Below are 17,277 nucleotides of genomic sequence, written 5' to 3' on the forward strand. Positions count from 1 at the left end.
TATTCTCTCCTTACGCGCCCGTTTTGGGAGAGTTACTGTCGGTTTATTATTGTAGTCATCTTTGCGGTTGGAAGTTGTTCAGGTATTAGATGACTACAATAATAAACCGACACAATACGCCCGTTTTGGGAGAGTTACCTTCTTGGAAAACTCATATTAATGCTAAATCGTATATAGAATTACCCTTTCGGGTATTGCAGGAATGCATATAAGATGAGAACTTTGCTGGCGTAAATGTCTAACCAAAATATCATTCAGATGAAACGATACGAACGAAATCGAATCTACATTTCCGATGAAGATCAAATAAAAATCAAAGAATTTCGAGTCTTACTTGCTGGTGCAGGAATAGGGAGCAATATTGCGGAAACTTTGTTGCGAATAGGATTTGAAACTATAACGTTGGTCGATGGAGATGTGGTGGAGGAGAGCAACCTCAACAGGCAGAACTATACAGAGGAAGATTTGGGTATCCCTAAGGTAGAAGCATTGAAAAAACGACTGCTCAGTATCAATCCTAAAGCACAAATATCGACCATAAACACATTTATTGATCACGATAATATAGAGGATATTGTCGCAGGGCATGATATAGCAATCAATACTCTTGATTTCAATAGCGACATTCCTTTCGTTTTTGACCGTGTATGTGCAAAGTCAGGAATTTATGTACTACATCCCTACAATGTTGGGTTTGCAGGTATTGTTATGGTTGTTTCTCCCGATGGGGCGAACTTAGAGAGCTTGCTCTCTGAGGGAGAGAGTTATTTGGGTTTTGAAAAACGAGCCGTACAGCACGTTACTGACTATTTCAATTATTGGGTTCGACCTAAAATATGGATAGAAGAGGTGATACGAAAGTATGAAGACGAGGGAATGACTTTGCCACCACCACAACTATCTATTGCGTCCTCTTTGGTCGGAGGAATCTGTACCTCTATCCTTATGCGTATTGTTCGAGGAGAATTTGTGAAGGTATTTCCTAAATTCTACTACTATTCGGAGTGCGATGATCTAAATTAGTCTGCGGTGTGTAGCCACAGCAATTGCTTCGGATATATTCCCGACTCCGAGTTTTTGGAATATGTTTTTTCGATAGCCTTTCACAGAGTCTTCCGACCGATTAATCTCGTTGGCAATCTCTCCAACTGATAAGCCTTGGTTCGCCAGCCGAATCACGGCTTTTTCATATTCACTCAGAACAATACTTTCAACCTGTTTCCAACGACCACTCTTCAAGGAAAACTGCCACATCGTATTAGAATTAACCGCAGTCATATAGGCGACACCTCTTTCTTGGGATGGAGCCAGTGACACCAAACAGAGTGCTAACCAGATATTTCCCATCGAATCCAGTTTAAGGGGAGTTATCTGATGATTGATCAATACGCTTTCCTTGGACTCTTGTTTATTGACTCTAAAATTGTAGGATATGGTGTATTGAGTGCGCTCTGATACGGCAATTCCTTTGAAAAAGTCAAAGCCTGCTCTATTGACTTGTGTAAGGAATTCAAGGTCTTCTTCCGGTACATGATTATAGTAAAAGTCGTATCCTTCTTGTTGTACCGTTGCCACGCTCTCTCCGCAGAGAAATAGAGGGTTGTCCGATACATATAGAAAGTTCATCCTATTATAGTCGATGATATAAAGAGACTTGTATGTAATTTGGGCAAATGCCTTTGCAGAGTCAATATAAGGCTGTAAGCCACAGTATTGCTCGTTGCCTATTTGAGGGCGAACGTCCTGTGGTAATTGCAGGCGATTGTTTTCGTTAAGAATCACACTCATTCTATATCCATTTGACATCCATATAATAATGATGCAAATATACTCATTCAAAGGCAAAGAGATTACCCGAAAGGGTGAAAGTTCAGAATACGTCCCCAAATTACCCTTTTGGGTATTGCAGGGAGGATAATAAGTAGGGAACTTTGCAAGTGTAAAGATAATGTAAGGTACTTTCTATAGTGTCCTAAGGATTACCATAGACCCAACTATTCAAATGGGGAGTGTAAGCCGAAAAACTCTGAAGAGTAGGCGTCCTTTAACAAATACGAGTTATGAATGATAAGTTAAACATCGACGAGTTTTCTACAGAAATGTTGTCAGAAATTGTAGGTGGTGCAGAGTACGGCTCTCTATTGGATGGATGTTTTGAACTAGCTGTTTGTTGTTACGACACAACTTTGCAGCCTAGCATGAGTACGACCACCATTGGAAGTAAAAGACTGTAATTCATGTAGAGTTAGAGCTTTAAAATACAAGAGAGACCTTTATGGAGCTCCAAATTGTATAGCTTGTCATAGTAAATGATTTATGAATATGAGAACATATAGAATTTTGTTTGTCCTTTTGGCTTTATGTGTCAACATATCATCTATATGGGGACAAGAAGTTATTAAATCTTTGGTTGTAGACGAAAATAAATTACCATTGGAGTTTTGTAATGTCGTTGCTTATAGCAAAGATAGTACATTATTGAAGGGAGTTGTTACTGATAGTACTGGTCTTTTCAGTATAGAAAAATCCATGCAAATGAATTACTTGTGTTTCACTTGTATAGGCTATGAGTCACAAAAGATAAACATAAACGAACTCCCTATAGAAGTGGAGATGCGTCCTCTGTCCTATACTCTAGGAGAGGTGATAATAAAAGGAAATACGAGAAGATTAAAATTGAGTAATCATCAACTACAAGTGAATGTAGAAGGTACACCTTTGGCGCAGCAATCGAGCATTGATCGACTTTTGGCGCAACTTCCTGGAGTCGCAGTGGATGGGAATGGTGGTGCAACATTACTTGGAGGAGGAAATATCCTTATATTATTAGATAATAAAGAGGTGCTTTCTCATGATGAACTTAAGTCAATAGATCCTAAAGTAATCACAACGATAACTTTTGATCGGAATCCTGGACCAAGATATCGTGGCAGTGTTAACGCTGTCCTTCACATCAAGACTAAACGTCAAAAAGATAATTTCACAGGTCAAGCAAAGAGTAAGCTCCAATTAAACCATGCAGTTTCATACTTAGGAGATATCTTGTTAGGCTATGTCAATGATAAATGCAATATCAGTCTTCAACTCAATCAGGGGAATAGTCGTATGAATAAGACAGAACGCATAGATGCTCAAGTTATTCCTCAGTTATATCTCCAGACTCAACTTGTAGATACAGTCAGTGATTTGACAAGAAATATACTCATCAAGGCTAACTTTACACCTCATAAAACGTTGACGTGGGGGGTAGGATATAATTTGTCAAGTAGTAAAATAAATGATCATAGTGGAGATAACACTCGATATTATACAAACAAACAGGAATGGCAAAATTTGATCTCTAATACTTATCTCGACAACAAAATTACCTCTCATCATTTTAATGCATATACAGAGTGGAATGTTACCAGCAGATTAAAACTCGAAATCAATGCCGATGCTTTTATCAAAACTATGAATCGTCAGCAAACAACAAGAGAGAATGATATGGTCAAAATCGGAAATCATCAAATCTCCACTAACGCACATTATGCTCTTTTTCAGCTTTCACCATATCTGTCTTATAGCCTTACTGACAGTCGAACTTTTGAAGGAGGGGTGGATGTATACCACATTAATGGATCTAGAAAGCAAAACACAGATGCAAGCTACCAAAATATGGGGACTAACCACGAAAGAGTGTATGCGGGGTATCTCAACTATTCATTTCCTCTAAGAATGTGGAGTGCATCTTTGGGCGTTCGTTTTGAACATGCAAATAGCCTATTATTAGATCCAAATGCGCCACAGAATAATATTAACCGTAGCTACAATGATATTTTCTTTGTTGGGAAGATAGCTGGAAAAATGGGAATGTCGATGCATAATTTCAGCATTACTTCCGGGACACGCAGACCAAGTTTGGAAGACTTAAGCAATAATAGTTATTATTCTAACCAATTTGTGTCGTCAAATTCGAATCCGAACTTATTGCCTGAGAAGAATTACCGAATAGGGTATGAGTTTATTTACAGGATCCTTTATCTTGGTGTAAACTATCAATACTCGCGGGATCATATTGATAATTACATTCAGAAAAAGGATGATTCAACACCAGGTTATATCATATCCAAAACTAATTTTGATCATCATCATAGAATCCAACTAATGGGAAATATTGCTAAGAGTTGGGGCTGGTACTCCTTGAACTTATTGGGAATGGTCCAATTGGAGCAACTTGATGGTCGAAAATACGATTTGAATATTAAGCAAAAACCGTTATTCTATACTCGACTAACTCAAACGTTTACTGTACCTAGGTGGTGTGATATAGAGTTAAATTATTCATATCAAAGTCCGCTGACATCTGGAATTTTTGAAGCTGGACAGAAACATCAATTGGATCTTGAATTACGAAAACAATTTTTTGGAGGGAAAATGGATATTTCTATTCTTGGAACGGATCTCTTGAAAACAGCTTGGGATATAGGATCGACCAAAATAGAGGGGATTAGATTGTATGATAAGACTTACAGAGACACACGTAGTGTATCCATTCAGATCCGTTATCGATTTAATCAAAAGAATGTCCGCCAAAGGAAGAGTACTGCAATCGAATCGATAAGTCGACTCAATATGTAATATGAAAATATTATCTCAATAAGATGCTATGATTTGTGGACCATAGTGTTTAGCAATGATAACTAAACATATTGATCTACAGCTAATATCTAAGAGATACGGCGTGCTGTGCATTAACCAAGGAGCGAGACGCACTCCTTGGTTAATGCACAGCGGTTGAATCAATTGGCGTCAAAACAATCAGAGGAGAATCGAGGTTCAAGATGAACTTCCAGCACTACCAAACAGGTACTTTAGGGGATTACTCGTGCAGCACTGTAGATCAATGGCTTCTCGCCCGACAGCATCCTTGAGCTGACTAGAGCGCATAAACTCCTGTAGCTTTTGTCGCTTCGCTTCCATCACTTTTTTGAACTCCTGAATATCCATTGTTTGCTTATATCGAATAGTTTACGTACCTTTGTCGCATAAACAGAAGGGTTTTTGAGATACGGCAGCTGATGTTAGGCTGCTTCTCTGTCTCAAAGACTCTTCTTTTTTATTTTTCTGATACAGTAAGGTGTCTCAAATCCTTGTGTTCGGATTTCCATGTCCAGTTGGTATATGTCGCCCTCTACTTCAAATTCATAGTAGGCAAATCCAACTGCTCCCCTAGCTTGTTTCTTTTTCAGATTATGCGATGTTTTTACTAGAGCAGCATTACGCTTATACTTACATTCTTTGAGTATTTCCTCTATCTTCATCGCTAATAGTTTTTGCTGAGCATCTGCAATGTGACCGAGCAGATCATCGATGGACTTTCTAAAAACCCGCACCTTCCCGGTAAGGAATTTATCGCCCTTTATAAGCGACCCATTCTCAGGGATAGACCTTCCAGACCATTCTTTGACTATTTTGTCAGCTAACTTTCGTTGTTCTTTCCAGTCATCGTGCAACTTATCCCAGGCAGCTTTGTGCATTGGACAAAGTAAGTCCTCATAGTCAATAAGCTCTGCGTTTTTGGTTAGTCCTTGACGGCGACACTCAGGGCAAGAGGCGTGACCTTGGTTTTTGGTGTAGGGGTGCTCGCTGAGCTTCACGAACTCTGCAGTCTTGCCGGGATTGTTTTGGAACACAGGAGGCACCTCCTCAGTGGTGATAGGCACATCGGTAGTGGGCTTATCGGTTGGTCTCCAGCTGCACTTGCAGTTCCACTCTACTGGTGGCAGGTGGGTATCCCACCACGGATGATCGATAGGCAGGATAGTACCGACAAACCCAAGGTGCTCCTTGCGCTTATCCCTTGCGATGCTTTCGAGGTACTCGATATTAGGGTACATATCCTTAGAGCGGAGTGCGTCACGATAATTAGCTGCAGAGCGTGCAGAGCGCACCGCAGTATTGTACTCCGTGCGTAGCCATTGCTCGTTCCACTGCACATTCACCCCTTTTACAGCCTTGCGGAATTGAGCAAAAGAGCGCAGGAACTTCTGTCGCTTTTCGCGTTTTGCTCCCAACACTATTGTGAACTCCTGAATACCATTGTTCGCTTATATCGAATAGTTTACGTACCTTCTTCGTGCGGGAGGTAGACCTGCGCAAATAGGAGCGTCCGTTTCGATGATGAGCCATCAATTAAGATGGCTCATTTGATTTTAGGAAGCACATCACCAACTATTGCATATTCTTCGAAGTAAGTAATAGTATGACCTTGCACCATTATTCCTATTTTCCTTTACTTTGATCTATGGGCGTGTCTTTGGGGAATTGCATACCTGTTGTCAGTGCCTCGCCTGAGGAAAGAAAGTCCCTCTGGGGAGGGACTCCAGTTCCTCCCCATATAAACTCCAGTTCCTCGCGGGAGAGACTCTTTGTAGACTAGGTAGGAGCAACTTGTTCTCTCCTAGTAGCTGCTAATTCTGTTCCCTATTTCGGTGATATCCTTATGTCTGTAGCGGATCTATTTCAACTCCCTTTTTGTATTGAGATATAGTGACTTCGAAGATTGATATATTTGGATAATTGAGGAATGTTTAGTACCTTTGTGCCTAATCAAAGTGTTGAGTGGCTTCACTGTGGTACTTCTCGAGGGTGCTAATGGTGGTAGCTAGTCAATGTTTTGTGGCTAGAGCAGCGGCTCTAGTTCTAGGGAGTTGCCCATTTGCCTATAAGTGGAAAAACGTACAGCAAGGGGTGCTTCGTGAGAAGTAATGAGTGTAAATATTGTCTGAGGTGCGGGCTAGAGAAGATGTATAGGCTCGACTTTCAGATTAATTTAACCAACTTTTTTATGACAGATCCAATTTCGGACTATTTGACTCGCCTGCGCAATGCTATCATGGCAAAGCACAGAGTGGTAGAGATACCTGCGAGCAACATCAAGAAGGAGATGACTAAGATCCTTTTTGAGAAGGGGTACATCCTCAATTACATGTTTGATGAGAATGGCCCACAGGGGAGTATCAAGATTGCGCTTAAGTATGATGTCGTATCTAAGCAGAATGCAATCAAGCATCTCGAGCGAGTTTCTCGCCCGGGACTTCGTCGTTATGTAGGCTACAAGGATATGCCACGTGTGCTCAACGGCCTCGGTATCGCTATCCTATCTACTAGCCAAGGTGTGATGACTAATAAGGAGGCAGCTGACCGCAAGATTGGTGGTGAGGTGCTTTGCTACATCTACTAATCACTTAATAGGAAAGGAACAGAAGTTATGTCAAGAATAGGTAAAATGCCAATTTCTATCCCTAGCGGTGTGACTGTTACTATTAAGGATGATGTAGTAACCGTAAAGGGACCAAAGGGTGAGCTAACTCAGAAGGTAGATCCGCGTATCAAGCTGAACCTTGAGGATGGTGTGCTAACCCTTGAGCGTAGTGTAGATGAGAGAGAGGAGCGTTCGCTTCATGGCCTCTATCGTTCACTGCTCAATAATATGGTAGTCGGTGTGTCTGAGGGTTATACCAAGACACTTGAACTAATCGGTGTTGGATTTAGGGCTTCAAATGAGGGTCAGCTCCTAGAGCTTGCTGTAGGTTACTCTCACCCTATCTTTATTCAGCTACCAAGCGAGATTAAGGTAGAGACTAAGATGGAGCGTAACAAAGCACCACTAGTAACCCTTTCGTCTGCTGATAAGCAGCTTCTTGGTCAGGTGTGCGCTAAGATTCGTTCATTCCGTAAGCCTGAGCCATACAAGGGCAAGGGTATTAAGTTTGTCGGTGAGTACATCCGTAGGAAGTCAGGTAAGTCGGCAGCTAAGTAATCACACTTTTGGAAGGATAAGTAATCTATGATAACTAAGAGAGAAAGAAGACTAAAGATCAAGGCTCGTGTGCGCAAGCATACTTATGGTACAGCAGAGCGCCCAAGGCTCTCTGTATTCAGGAGCAATAAGCAGATCTATGCTCAGGTGATTGATGACGTGAATGGCAAGACCATCGCAGCATATAGCTCAAAGGGTATTGAGGAAAAGCTCACCAAGAGCGAGCTCGCTAATAAGGTAGGTGAGGGTGTAGCTCAGAAGGCTATCGCTGCAGGCATTGAGAGCGTGGTATTTGACCGCAATGGCTATCTTTATCACGGTCGTGTGAAGGAAGTAGCTGAGGGCGCTCGCAAGGGTGGATTGAAATTCTAATACTGACCATAAATAGTAAGTAATATGAAGAGAGTAAACTCCGTAAATGGTCTCGAACTGAAGGAGAGGCTAGTGGCGATCAACCGTGTGACTAAGGTGACAAAGGGAGGTCGTACCTTTACGCTTGCTGCTATGGTAGTGGTAGGTGATGAGAATGGAATCATTGGCTACGGTCTTGGTAAGGCTGGTGAAGTAAGTGTTGCTATCCAGAAGGCTACTGAGGCTGCTAAGAAGAACCTTGTAAAGGTGGCTGTGCACAAAGGTACTGTACCTCACGAGCAGGAGGCTAAGTTTGGTGGTGCACGTGTTATCTTGAGACCAGCATCAGAGGGTACCGGAGTAGTAGCTGGTGGTGCTATGCGTGCTGTGCTTGAGAGCGTGGGTGTGACCGACGTGCTTGCAAAGTGCCAGGGCTCTAGCAACCCACACAACCTTGTGAAGGCTACAATTGAGGCACTATCAGAGATGCGTGATCCTCTTGAGGTAGCTAAGGTACGTGGTATCTCGGTAGAGAAGGTATTTAAGGGATAATTGTAAGAGTACATATATTATATATGGAGACTATAAAGATTAAGCAGGTGCGTAGTCGCATCCGTTGCCCAAAGGATCAGAAGGCAGCGCTAGATGCACTAGGACTGAAGAAACTCAATAGGGTAGTAGAGCTCCCTAAGAATCCGGCTGTACTCGGCAATGTCCATAAGGTACGCCATCTAATTGCTGTAGTAGAAGATTAATCGAGTGAGCGACCGTGGGAGCTTCTACTCTCCTGATAAGCGAGTCGCTTGCGAATTTAGATCAAAAGAATTAAGACATTATGAGCCTAACAAATTTGAAGCCAGCAGCTGGTTCTACTAAGACTCGCAAGAGAATTGGTCGTGGTCCAGGTAGTGGTCTAGGCGGTACCTCTACAAGGGGTCACAAGGGAGCAAAGAGCCGCTCTGGTTATAAGCAGAAGTTCGGTTTTGAGGGAGGTCAGATGCCTCTTCAGAGGAGATTGCCTAAGTTCGGTTTCCGCAATCCTAATAGGGTTGAATATTCTCCTGTAAACCTTGGTAAGCTTGAGGAGCTAGCACAGAAGGGTATCACTGAGATTGGTGTTACTGAGCTTGTAGCAGCTGGTCTTGTGCACAAGGATGCTCGTGTAAAGGTGTTGGGTATGGGTGAGCTTACCAGCAAGGTGAAGCTTTCTGTACACGCAGCTTCTAAGAGCGCTAAGGAGGCGATCGAGAAGGCCGGTGGTGAGCTGGTGATTCTATAATAACTGAGTAGAGAGAGTAACCGATGAAATTAGTTCAGACACTCCGGAATATCTGGAAGATAGAGGATCTCAAACAGCGTATTATCACTACGGTGTGGCTGATTATTATCTATCGTCTGGGTACTCACATCGTTCTTCCTGGGATTGATACTTCTGCGCTTGTTAGCCTGAAGAGTCAGACTGCCGGTGGAGTGATGGCGCTTCTGGATATGTTCTCCGGAGGTGCGTTTAGTAACGCTTCTATCATGGCTCTTGGTATCATGCCATATATCTCTGCATCTATTGTGTTGCAGCTGTTGGCTATCGTGGTACCTACCATCCAAAAGATGCAGAGAGAGGGAGAGAGCGGCAGACGTAAGATCAATCAGTGGACTAGGTACCTCACCATTGCAATCCTTTTGGTGCAGGGACCAGTGTATTTGATTAACCTAAGCCATCAGTTGGCTGCTGCAGGAGCTTCTATGCCAAGCGGTTTTTGGTTTAGCTTCTCTAGCACCATCTTCATGGCTGCTGGTTCGATGTTCGCCCTTTGGTTGGGTGAGCGTATTACTGATAAGGGTATTGGTAATGGAGTTTCCTTTATCATCCTTGTAGGTATTCTAGCTCGTTTCCCATCTGCAGTGGTGCAGGAGTTCACACTTCGCTTCAATAACCCTGGTGGTATTTTCCTATTCATTATAGAGATATTAGTACTGCTATTGGTGATTGCTGGTGCTATCATGCTTGTACAGGGTACACGTCGCGTGCCTGTCCAGTATGCTAAGCGTACTGTGGGCAATAAGATGTACGGTGGCGCACGTCAGTATATCCCTCTTAAGGTGAATGCTGCCAACGTGATGCCTATCATCTTCGCTCAGGCAATTATGTTCATCCCTGTAACACTTTTCCCATCGATGACATCTACCTCAACCTTTTGGCAGGGCTTCGTGACTGGTCAGAGTTTCTGGTATAATTTCATCTTTGCATTCCTCATCATCGTCTTCACATACTTCTATACAGCGGTGACCATTAATCCTGGTCAGATGTCCGATGAGCTTAAGCGCTCAAATGGATTTGTCCCTGGTGTGAAGCCGGGTAAGGCTACCAAGGAGTACCTTGATAGCGTGATGAGTAAGATTACTTTCCCTGGAGCTATCTTCCTAGCGGTTGTAGCTATTCTACCAGCTTTCGCAAGGCTTTTCGGTGTGTCGGCAGGATTTAGTCAATTCTTCGGTGGTACATCTTTGATCATCCTTGTAGGTGTGGTATTGGATACCCTACAGCAGGTAGAAAGCCACCTTCTACAGCACCACTATGATGGTCTATTGGAGACTGGTAGGATTAAAGGACGCTCAGGCAATCTGTATTGATAAGATGTCTAAAAAGGCAATTCATAAGCTATGATAGGACGTAGAGAGATATACCTAAAGAGTGCTGAGGAGATTGAGAAACTAGCAAAAGCTAATCAGCTTGTCGGCATGACTCATGGAGAGCTCGCTAAGCATATCAAGCCAGGAGTATCTACTAAGGAGTTAGATAAAATAGCGCACGAGTTTATTCTTGATCATGGCGCTAAGCCTGCCTTCCTTGGTTACAGTGGTTTCCCTGGTAGCTTATGTACTTCTATCAACGAATATATAGTGCATGGTATCCCCTCCGATAAGGTAATCCTTAAGGAGGGTGATATCATCAGTGTAGACTGCGGTACAATCCTTGACGGCTTTGTAGGCGATAGTGCCTTTACTTTCCCTGTGGGGGAGGTATCTGAGGAGGTAAGAGGTCTTCTGCGTACTACCTATGAGTCACTCTATGTGGGGATAGAGGCAGTGCAAGTTGGTCACCGTATAGGTGATATTGGCAATGCTGTTCAGACCTACTGTGAGAAGCGTGGTTATAGCGTGGTTCGTGAGTTTACCGGTCATGGTATCGGTAGGAGTATGCACGAAGCACCTAATGTGCCCAACTATGGTAGGCGTGGCACTGGTGCCAAGATCGAAGAGGGTCTTTGTATCTGTATAGAGCCTATGATTAATCTTGGCAGTAAAAATGTAGTGATGTATGATGATGGTTGGACGGTACGCACCAAGGACCGTAAGCCATCGGCACACTTTGAACACTGTATCGCAGTCGTTGATGGAAAGGCCAAGCTTATGAGCACCTTCGACTATGTGGAGGAAGCCCTAGGAGGAATGCCTTTCTGAGAGACAAGTCTGTCAGTAATTAAATTATTTGAAGAGAGTAAAGAAAGTATATTTATGGCAAAACAACCCGCTATAGAGCAAGATGGAGTGATATTGGAGGCGCTTTCCAACGCTATGTTTAAGGTAGAGCTAGATAATGGGCATCAGATCACCGCTCATATTTCTGGCAAGATGCGTATGCACTACATCCGCATTCTCCCTGGAGATAGAGTGAAGGTGGAGATGTCTCCCTATGATCTTTCTAAAGGTCGCATCTCGTATCGCTACAAGTAATCATCTCAGAGCAGGTGCCATAGTACCTTGTGCAGAAGAGAGTTTCTCTCTTTTGGCTGATTAAGATAATAGAAAAGAGTAATACACACCTTTAGTGAGAGCTGGGGTATAGTACAAGAGTGAGAGAATATGAAAGTTAGATCATCACTAAAGAAGCGCACTGCAGACGACAAGATCGTTCGTCGCAAGGGACGCCTCTATATCATTAACAAGAAGAACCCTAAGATGAAGCAGCGCCAGAAGTAAGTATTACTTCTCGTGGCTAGCTTTCCTGAGTTTCTTCGGAGTTTTAGAAAGATAACGTAAGAGAGTTACACGTAACTAATAACTAAGTTTTATATGGCAATAAGAATTGTTGGTGTCGATCTCCCACAGAATAAGCGTGGTGCTATCGCCCTTACCTATATCTATGGTATTGGTCGTAGTGCAGCAGCTACTATTCTAGACAAGGCAGGTGTAGACCCAAACATTAAGGTGCAAGATTGGACTGACGATCAGGCTGCTGCTATCCGTGAGATTATTTCTACTACTTATAAGGTAGAAGGGGACTTGCGTAGCGAGACACAGCTAAATATCAAGCGCCTCATGGATATCGGTTGTTACCGTGGTATCCGTCACCGTAATGGTCTTCCTTTGAGAGGTCAGAGTACCAAGAATAATGCACGTACACGTAAGGGTCGTAAGAAGACTGTTGCGAATAAGAAGAAAGCTACTAAGTAAGTAAAGGAAGAAAGTATGGCAAAGAAAACTGCTATTAAGAAGAGGAAGGTGCATGTGGATCCTATCGGGCAAGCTCATATCCACTCTTCCTTCAATAACATCATTATCACCCTTACCAATAATCAAGGTCAGGCAATTTCTCAGTCTAGTGCGGGTAAGATGGGCTTCCGTAGCTCTAAGAAGAATACCCCTTATGCTGCTCAGATGGCAGCGCAAGACTGTGCTAAAGTTGCTTTTGACGCTGGTCTAAGGAAGGTGACTGTGTATGTAAAGGGTCCAGGTAATGGTCGTGAGAGCGCAATCCGTACGATCCACGGTGCTGGCATCGAGGTCATGGAGATTGTAGACGTTACACCACTTCCACATAATGGATGTCGCCCTCCAAAGCGTCGTAAGCCTTGATTCCCTCAGGTACATACAGAAGAGAAATATATTAGAATGAGGCTGCTACGCAGTATCACTAATGGATGCACCACTCTGATGGTATTCCGACGCAGCTGTGCGTAGTGAGGCTTCATGGTTACTAAGCAAATTTCAATATTTTACAATGGCAAGATATACAGGTCCTAAAGCCAGAATTAATCGTAAGTTTGGCGAGCCTATCTTTGGCAATGCCAAGACTAAGAAGAATTACCCTGCTGGTCAGCATGGCAACTCACGCCGTGGCAAGACATCTGAGTATGGGTTGCAGCTGCGCGAAAAACAGAAGGCGAAGTACACTTATGGCGTCCTAGAGCGTCAGTTCCGCAACCTATACGAGCGTGCTTCTCGTATGCCTGGTGTGCGTGGTGAGGTACTTTTGCAGCTTCTTGAGCGTCGTCTTGACAACGTTGTTTACCGTCTCGGTCTAGCTCGTTCGCGCAATGCTGCTCGTCAGCTCGTTAACCATGGTCATATCGTGGTTGATGGTCAAGTAGTTGATATCCCATCTTACACAGTTTCAGAAGGTCAGACTATCGGTATTCGCGAGCGCTCTAAGTCGCTTGTTGTCGTTACCGAGGCTGTACAGACTTTCTCTCACAATCAGTATGCATGGCTCTCTTGGGATGCTGCCTCTATGAAGGGTACATTCCTACATATCCCAGAGCGTGCTGATATCCCAGAGACCATCAAGGAGCAGCTCATCGTTGAGCTTTACTCTAAGTAATGATGCCCCTTTTTACAATTAATTTTACAGAAGAGATATGGCTTTAATTGCATTCCAAAAACCAGAGAAAGTGGTGATGCTCGAGAATACTCCAACTCATGGTAAGTTTGAGTTCAAGCCTCTCGAGCCAGGCTATGGCATGACTATAGGTAATGCTCTTCGACGTATTTTACTATCCAGTCCAGAGGGTTTTGCAATCAATAGTATCAAGATTGATGGCGTAGAGCACGAGTTTGGAACTGTCCCTGGTGTGATTGAGGATGTAACTAATATCATCCTCAACCTCAAGAAGATTCGTCTCAAGCAGGTGACACCAGGTGAGGTCGCAGAAACCGCAGTAATCAAGGTGAGTGGTAAGGAGCATGATATCTTTACCGGCAAGGAGATTTCTGAGGGGCTTAAGAACTTTGAGGTGCTCAATAAGGAGCAGCTGATTTGTCGTCTTGATAAGTCGGCTACCTTCAATATCCAGCTAACAATCGACCAGGGTCGTGGTTGGATTCCCGCCTCAGAAATCGCTGAGACTTTCGATGACCCTATGCAGATTGCAATCGATGCCATCTATACTCCTATCACTAATGTAAAGATTTCGGTAGAGAATACTCGTGTAGGTCAGAAGACCGACTATGACAGGCTTCTCATCGAGGTGGATACTGATGGCTCTATTCAGCCAAAGGAAGCTCTCAAGGATGCTGCAAATACAATGATGCAGCACTTGGTTCTTTTCAGCGATGAGAATATCGATGTAGAGCTAGAGAGCGAGCAGGAGGATGACTCTTTTGACGAAGGTATGATCATGACTCGTCAGCTACTTAAGAATAGACTCTCTGAGGTAGACTTGTCGGTTCGTGCTCTCAATTGCCTCAGGTCTGCCGACGTTGAGACTATTGGAGACCTAGTGAAGTGCAGTCGTAGCGAGCTACTTAAGTTTAGAAACTTCGGTAAGAAGTCGCTAAATGAGGTTGATGATCTACTTGATCGTCTCGGTCTCACCTTTGGAATGGATGTTTCTAAGTACAAACTAGACAACGAGTAATTATAGACAATGAGACATAATAAGAAATTCAATAGCCTTGGTCGTACGGCTTCACACCGTCAGGCTATGCTCTCAAATATGGCAAATTCGCTTATCCAGCATAAGCGTATTTTCACCACCCTTGCTAAGGCTAAGGCACTAAAGGTATATGTAGAGCCTATCATCACTAGGGCAAAGAATACCGAGAGTGTACATGCTCGTCGCGTGGTATTCCAAAAGCTTCAGAACCGCGATTCTGTAGTAGAGCTATTCAGCACTATCGCAGAGAAGGTAGGTGATCGTCCTGGTGGTTATTGCCGCATCTTGAAGACTGGACGCCGTCAGGGTGACGATGCTATGATGTGCCTTATCGAGCTTGTTGACTTCAACGAGAACCGCGTGAAGGAAGATAAGAAGGCAGCTAAGGGTAGCAAGACCCGTCGTACCCGCCGTAGCAAGAAAGCTACCGAGACACCTAAGGCAGATGCACCAGTAGTAGAGGAGACACCAGCAGAGTCTGCTGAGTAATAATCTCTACGTGTAACTCCTACAAAGGCTGGAAAGAATCTTCCGAGATTCTTTCCAGCCTTTCTCGTATCTTGTGGAGCCATTGTAAGTATAAATGACATAGTAACTTCAGGCTCATATTGAGTTTTTTAGTAGATTTGTAGCTGAATGATTGTGTACAAATGTATAGTATAATTTCCCATGGAAAACTTTGTTCGTCGTATAGCATTAGGCGTAGTCGTTTTGGCTACTAGCGTAGTGAGCATCTATGCTCAGAACTCTTCTTCTAGGAGCGTTTCTATTTCTTGGAGCGGTAGCGACAATAGCGCTTATGAGCGGTTGGTGAGTCGACCACACGAGGTTAAGCTCAACTTGCTGAGCACTGCTTTACTTTTTCATCCCGAGATTGCCTATGACTACACCCTAAACCCCGATATTTCCTTCGGAGGACGTATGGCATATAGCTTTGATATAGTAGGCGTGCCTAATAGCCAGATGGGTAAGTTCACACTATCGCCCTATGCGCGTTGGCACTTCTATAAAGAGAGTAGAGGCAATTCCCTTAGAGGCTTCTTTGTGGAGGCCAATCTTGCATACAATTACTATGATAGTAGTTTAATGCTCAAGAGTGTCTATGTTGATGGCGAACGTGTTGCTTTGGAAGAGGGGCAGAAGGGTGCTGTTTCAGCCTTCGGTCTTGGTGTCGGTCTCGGTTATAGGTGGGTCACCACTAGAGACTGGACATTTGAGTTGGGCTGCATATTAGGTCGTAATATCGTGCATTCCGATCCTGTCTCTATCTATGGTAACTTCGTCTTCTCTATAGGCAAGAGATTTTAGTACAATATGATAGGAGTTATTACTTGGACTCTAGATCCAATTCTCTTTCAATTTGGAGGCATTAGAGTCGGATGGTACGGCATACTTTTCGCTGTCGGACTTATTGTCTTCGGGGGTGGCATCTTAGGGAAGATGTGGAAACACGAGGGTCTTAGCGATCAGTCCTACAATTGGCTTGTGGTCTATATTCTTGTTGCAACGGTCGTAGGAGCTCGCCTTGGGCATTGCCTTTTCTATGAACCAGCGTATTATCTAGCCAACCCTTTGGAAATCCTCCAGACTTGGAAGGGTGGTCTTGCTAGCCACGGAGGTGTGATAGGTATAATGGTTGCCGTCTATCTGTATTCTAAGAAGGTGAGCAAACAAAGTATGCTATGGACTTTTGATCGTCTTTGTGTCCCTACCGGGTTAGTCGCAGCGATGATTAGGCTTGGGAATCTTGCAAATCATGAAATATATGGGCATGCCACCGACGTGCCTTGGGCATTCCGATTTATCGAAAATATCCCACAATGGCAGATGGGGGCAGAGCCTATCTTCACAGCACCCTCGCATCCGACCCAGTTGTATGAGGCATTGACATACCTCCTTACATTCGGAGTGTGCATGTGGTTGTACTGGAAGAAAGATGCCTACAAGCACGAAGGCCTTATCTTTGGAGTGGCTATGATTATGATCTTTGTGGCTAGGTTCTTGATTGAGTTCGTGAAGAATGATCAGGTAGGCTTCGAGGTCGATATGAGTCTCAATATGGGACAGTGGCTCAGTTTGCCATTTATCCTAATCGGTATCGCTGCTGTTGCATTTAGCCTCAAGCGCCCAGAAAAAGAGTATCAGCGTGGCGGCAATAGCATCTATGAGAAGAGATAATTTTTGAAACAGTTTACTATATGAGAATGTTGCACGAAAAACCGTCTCAAATTATTGCGTATATCATTGATTATTAGTATCTTTATTGTGTAATTAAGGGGAGGATATAGTATTGATTTATAGCGACAATAGTTATGGGATTCAAGCAAACGAGCAACAATGCACCCTCATTTACTGAGGTGTTTACCGAATTGAGAAGTTCTAGAGCACGCAATGAGTTTCTAGAGCAAATTGACAAACTCATTGATTGGAGACCATTTCAAACGCTCATAAATAAAAAGCTAAATAAGA

At 43.4% G+C, this 17,277-nt stretch carries 23 protein-coding genes; 20 read left to right on the forward strand and 3 right to left on the reverse strand.

From position 1 onward, the window contains the following. Positions 1-258 precede the first annotated feature (258 nt). Positions 259-1,023, forward strand: a complete 765-nt coding sequence (locus A3GG_RS0102525) for a HesA/MoeB/ThiF family protein (RefSeq protein WP_026215556.1) — start codon at positions 259-261, stop codon at positions 1,021-1,023. Here the strand turns inward: A3GG_RS0102525 and A3GG_RS0102530 are convergent. Continuing rightward, positions 1,015-1,788 carry a helix-turn-helix transcriptional regulator gene (locus A3GG_RS0102530; RefSeq protein WP_018357755.1) on the reverse strand — a complete coding sequence of 258 codons (774 nt, stop codon included), beginning with the start codon at positions 1,786-1,788 and terminating at the stop codon, positions 1,015-1,017. The genes A3GG_RS0102525 and A3GG_RS0102530 overlap by 9 nt on opposite strands. Positions 1,789-2,060: 272 nt before the next feature. Between A3GG_RS0102530 and A3GG_RS13590 the strand changes: the two genes are divergently transcribed. Together A3GG_RS13590 and A3GG_RS0102535 are read left to right on the forward strand one after the other, a co-directional pair. Next, positions 2,061-2,234: a hypothetical protein gene (locus A3GG_RS13590; RefSeq protein ID WP_169333143.1), complete on the forward strand. Its 174-nt coding sequence runs from the start codon at positions 2,061-2,063 to the stop codon at positions 2,232-2,234. Between the two features lie 88 nt (positions 2,235-2,322). Then, positions 2,323-4,620 carry an outer membrane beta-barrel protein gene (locus tag A3GG_RS0102535; protein WP_248637644.1) on the forward strand — a complete coding sequence of 766 codons (2,298 nt, stop codon included), beginning with the start codon at positions 2,323-2,325 and terminating at the stop codon, positions 4,618-4,620. A 198-nt stretch (positions 4,621-4,818) separates the two neighbouring features. On the opposite strand, the gene A3GG_RS13300 is transcribed toward A3GG_RS0102535, so the two are convergent. Continuing rightward, on the reverse strand, positions 4,819-4,962 hold the full coding sequence (locus A3GG_RS13300) for a hypothetical protein (RefSeq protein ID WP_167657137.1): 144 nt from the start codon (positions 4,960-4,962) through the stop codon (positions 4,819-4,821). A gap of 119 nt (positions 4,963-5,081) precedes the next feature. Next, on the reverse strand, positions 5,082-6,056 hold the full coding sequence (locus tag A3GG_RS0102545) for a phage head morphogenesis protein (protein ID WP_033408215.1): 975 nt from the start codon (positions 6,054-6,056) through the stop codon (positions 5,082-5,084). A 773-nt stretch (positions 6,057-6,829) separates the two neighbouring features. Here A3GG_RS0102545 and rpsH point away from each other — a divergent pair. The 17 genes from rpsH (at position 6,830) to lgt (ending at position 16,986) form a co-directional block, all read left to right on the forward strand. Next, complete coding sequence (rpsH, locus tag A3GG_RS0102550) at positions 6,830-7,225, forward strand: 30S ribosomal protein S8 (RefSeq protein ID WP_026215557.1); 396 nt, start codon at positions 6,830-6,832, stop codon at positions 7,223-7,225. A 27-nt stretch (positions 7,226-7,252) separates the two neighbouring features. Continuing rightward, on the forward strand, positions 7,253-7,804 hold the full coding sequence (gene rplF, locus A3GG_RS0102555) for a 50S ribosomal protein L6 (RefSeq protein WP_026215558.1): 552 nt from the start codon (positions 7,253-7,255) through the stop codon (positions 7,802-7,804). A 27-nt stretch (positions 7,805-7,831) separates the two neighbouring features. After that, positions 7,832-8,176 carry a 50S ribosomal protein L18 gene (rplR, locus tag A3GG_RS0102560; RefSeq protein WP_018357761.1) on the forward strand — a complete coding sequence of 115 codons (345 nt, stop codon included), beginning with the start codon at positions 7,832-7,834 and terminating at the stop codon, positions 8,174-8,176. A 24-nt stretch (positions 8,177-8,200) separates the two neighbouring features. Then, positions 8,201-8,707: a 30S ribosomal protein S5 gene (gene rpsE, locus A3GG_RS0102565; RefSeq protein ID WP_018357762.1), complete on the forward strand. Its 507-nt coding sequence runs from the start codon at positions 8,201-8,203 to the stop codon at positions 8,705-8,707. A 23-nt stretch (positions 8,708-8,730) separates the two neighbouring features. Next, positions 8,731-8,910, forward strand: a complete 180-nt coding sequence (rpmD, locus tag A3GG_RS0102570; protein ID WP_018357763.1) for a 50S ribosomal protein L30 — start codon at positions 8,731-8,733, stop codon at positions 8,908-8,910. 80 nt (positions 8,911-8,990) lie between these two features. Continuing rightward, entirely contained in the window at positions 8,991-9,434 is a 444-nt protein-coding gene (gene rplO / locus A3GG_RS0102575) for a 50S ribosomal protein L15 (protein WP_018357764.1), read from the forward strand. 23 nt (positions 9,435-9,457) lie between these two features. After that, complete coding sequence (secY, locus tag A3GG_RS0102580; RefSeq protein WP_018357765.1) at positions 9,458-10,783, forward strand: preprotein translocase subunit SecY; 1,326 nt, start codon at positions 9,458-9,460, stop codon at positions 10,781-10,783. A 30-nt stretch (positions 10,784-10,813) separates the two neighbouring features. Then, positions 10,814-11,614: a type I methionyl aminopeptidase gene (gene map, locus A3GG_RS0102585; RefSeq protein ID WP_018357766.1), complete on the forward strand. Its 801-nt coding sequence runs from the start codon at positions 10,814-10,816 to the stop codon at positions 11,612-11,614. Between the two features lie 54 nt (positions 11,615-11,668). Continuing rightward, positions 11,669-11,887 carry a translation initiation factor IF-1 gene (gene infA / locus A3GG_RS0102590; protein ID WP_018028987.1) on the forward strand — a complete coding sequence of 73 codons (219 nt, stop codon included), beginning with the start codon at positions 11,669-11,671 and terminating at the stop codon, positions 11,885-11,887. 129 nt (positions 11,888-12,016) lie between these two features. Continuing rightward, on the forward strand, positions 12,017-12,133 hold the full coding sequence (gene rpmJ / locus A3GG_RS0102595) for a 50S ribosomal protein L36 (protein WP_018357767.1): 117 nt from the start codon (positions 12,017-12,019) through the stop codon (positions 12,131-12,133). A 93-nt stretch (positions 12,134-12,226) separates the two neighbouring features. After that, the gene (rpsM, locus tag A3GG_RS0102600; protein ID WP_018357768.1) at positions 12,227-12,607 is read left to right on the forward strand and encodes a 30S ribosomal protein S13; all 381 of its coding nucleotides are present in this window, start codon (positions 12,227-12,229) and stop codon (positions 12,605-12,607) included. Positions 12,608-12,622: 15 nt separating this feature from the next. Then, a complete protein-coding gene (rpsK, locus tag A3GG_RS0102605) occupies positions 12,623-13,009 on the forward strand; it encodes a 30S ribosomal protein S11 (RefSeq protein WP_018357769.1) in 387 nt (128 codons plus the stop codon). A 145-nt stretch (positions 13,010-13,154) separates the two neighbouring features. Next, complete coding sequence (gene rpsD / locus A3GG_RS0102610; protein WP_018357770.1) at positions 13,155-13,754, forward strand: 30S ribosomal protein S4; 600 nt, start codon at positions 13,155-13,157, stop codon at positions 13,752-13,754. 37 nt (positions 13,755-13,791) lie between these two features. After that, positions 13,792-14,790, forward strand: coding sequence for a DNA-directed RNA polymerase subunit alpha (locus A3GG_RS0102615; protein WP_018357771.1), 999 nt, complete (start codon positions 13,792-13,794; stop codon positions 14,788-14,790). A gap of 9 nt (positions 14,791-14,799) precedes the next feature. Beyond that, positions 14,800-15,297, forward strand: coding sequence for a 50S ribosomal protein L17 (rplQ, locus tag A3GG_RS0102620; protein ID WP_018357772.1), 498 nt, complete (start codon positions 14,800-14,802; stop codon positions 15,295-15,297). 180 nt (positions 15,298-15,477) lie between these two features. After that, positions 15,478-16,116, forward strand: a complete 639-nt coding sequence (locus A3GG_RS0102625) for a DUF3575 domain-containing protein (RefSeq protein ID WP_018357773.1) — start codon at positions 15,478-15,480, stop codon at positions 16,114-16,116. Positions 16,117-16,122: 6 nt separating this feature from the next. Then, entirely contained in the window at positions 16,123-16,986 is an 864-nt protein-coding gene (gene lgt / locus A3GG_RS0102630) for a prolipoprotein diacylglyceryl transferase (RefSeq protein WP_018357774.1), read from the forward strand. Positions 16,987-17,277 lie beyond the last annotated feature (291 nt).

Origin of the sequence: Porphyromonas levii DSM 23370 (assembly GCF_000379925.1) — a bacterium.
In the GTDB taxonomy this organism is placed as follows: domain Bacteria; phylum Bacteroidota; class Bacteroidia; order Bacteroidales; family Porphyromonadaceae; genus Porphyromonas_A; species Porphyromonas_A levii.

Bases quoted from the DNA above. Each gene is read 5' to 3' on its own strand.
- A3GG_RS0102525 (WP_026215556.1), top strand. From the start codon at position 259: ATGAAACGATACGAACGAAATCGAATCTACATTTCCGATGAAGATCAA.
- A3GG_RS0102530 (WP_018357755.1), bottom strand. From the start codon at position 1,788: ATGAGTGTGATTCTTAACGAAAACAATCGCCTGCAATTACCACAGGAC.
- A3GG_RS13590 (WP_169333143.1), top strand. From the start codon at position 2,061: ATGAATGATAAGTTAAACATCGACGAGTTTTCTACAGAAATGTTGTCA.
- A3GG_RS0102535 (WP_248637644.1), top strand. From the start codon at position 2,323: ATGAGAACATATAGAATTTTGTTTGTCCTTTTGGCTTTATGTGTCAAC.
- A3GG_RS13300 (WP_167657137.1), bottom strand. From the start codon at position 4,962: ATGGAAGCGAAGCGACAAAAGCTACAGGAGTTTATGCGCTCTAGTCAG.
- rpsH (WP_026215557.1), top strand. From the start codon at position 6,830: ATGACAGATCCAATTTCGGACTATTTGACTCGCCTGCGCAATGCTATC.
- rplF (WP_026215558.1), top strand. From the start codon at position 7,253: ATGTCAAGAATAGGTAAAATGCCAATTTCTATCCCTAGCGGTGTGACT.
- rplR (WP_018357761.1), top strand. From the start codon at position 7,832: ATGATAACTAAGAGAGAAAGAAGACTAAAGATCAAGGCTCGTGTGCGC.
- rpsE (WP_018357762.1), top strand. From the start codon at position 8,201: ATGAAGAGAGTAAACTCCGTAAATGGTCTCGAACTGAAGGAGAGGCTA.
- rpmD (WP_018357763.1), top strand. From the start codon at position 8,731: ATGGAGACTATAAAGATTAAGCAGGTGCGTAGTCGCATCCGTTGCCCA.
- rplO (WP_018357764.1), top strand. From the start codon at position 8,991: ATGAGCCTAACAAATTTGAAGCCAGCAGCTGGTTCTACTAAGACTCGC.
- secY (WP_018357765.1), top strand. From the start codon at position 9,458: ATGAAATTAGTTCAGACACTCCGGAATATCTGGAAGATAGAGGATCTC.
- map (WP_018357766.1), top strand. From the start codon at position 10,814: ATGATAGGACGTAGAGAGATATACCTAAAGAGTGCTGAGGAGATTGAG.
- infA (WP_018028987.1), top strand. From the start codon at position 11,669: ATGGCAAAACAACCCGCTATAGAGCAAGATGGAGTGATATTGGAGGCG.
- rpmJ (WP_018357767.1), top strand. From the start codon at position 12,017: ATGAAAGTTAGATCATCACTAAAGAAGCGCACTGCAGACGACAAGATC.
- rpsM (WP_018357768.1), top strand. From the start codon at position 12,227: ATGGCAATAAGAATTGTTGGTGTCGATCTCCCACAGAATAAGCGTGGT.
- rpsK (WP_018357769.1), top strand. From the start codon at position 12,623: ATGGCAAAGAAAACTGCTATTAAGAAGAGGAAGGTGCATGTGGATCCT.
- rpsD (WP_018357770.1), top strand. From the start codon at position 13,155: ATGGCAAGATATACAGGTCCTAAAGCCAGAATTAATCGTAAGTTTGGC.
- A3GG_RS0102615 (WP_018357771.1), top strand. From the start codon at position 13,792: ATGGCTTTAATTGCATTCCAAAAACCAGAGAAAGTGGTGATGCTCGAG.
- rplQ (WP_018357772.1), top strand. From the start codon at position 14,800: ATGAGACATAATAAGAAATTCAATAGCCTTGGTCGTACGGCTTCACAC.
- A3GG_RS0102625 (WP_018357773.1), top strand. From the start codon at position 15,478: ATGGAAAACTTTGTTCGTCGTATAGCATTAGGCGTAGTCGTTTTGGCT.
- lgt (WP_018357774.1), top strand. From the start codon at position 16,123: ATGATAGGAGTTATTACTTGGACTCTAGATCCAATTCTCTTTCAATTT.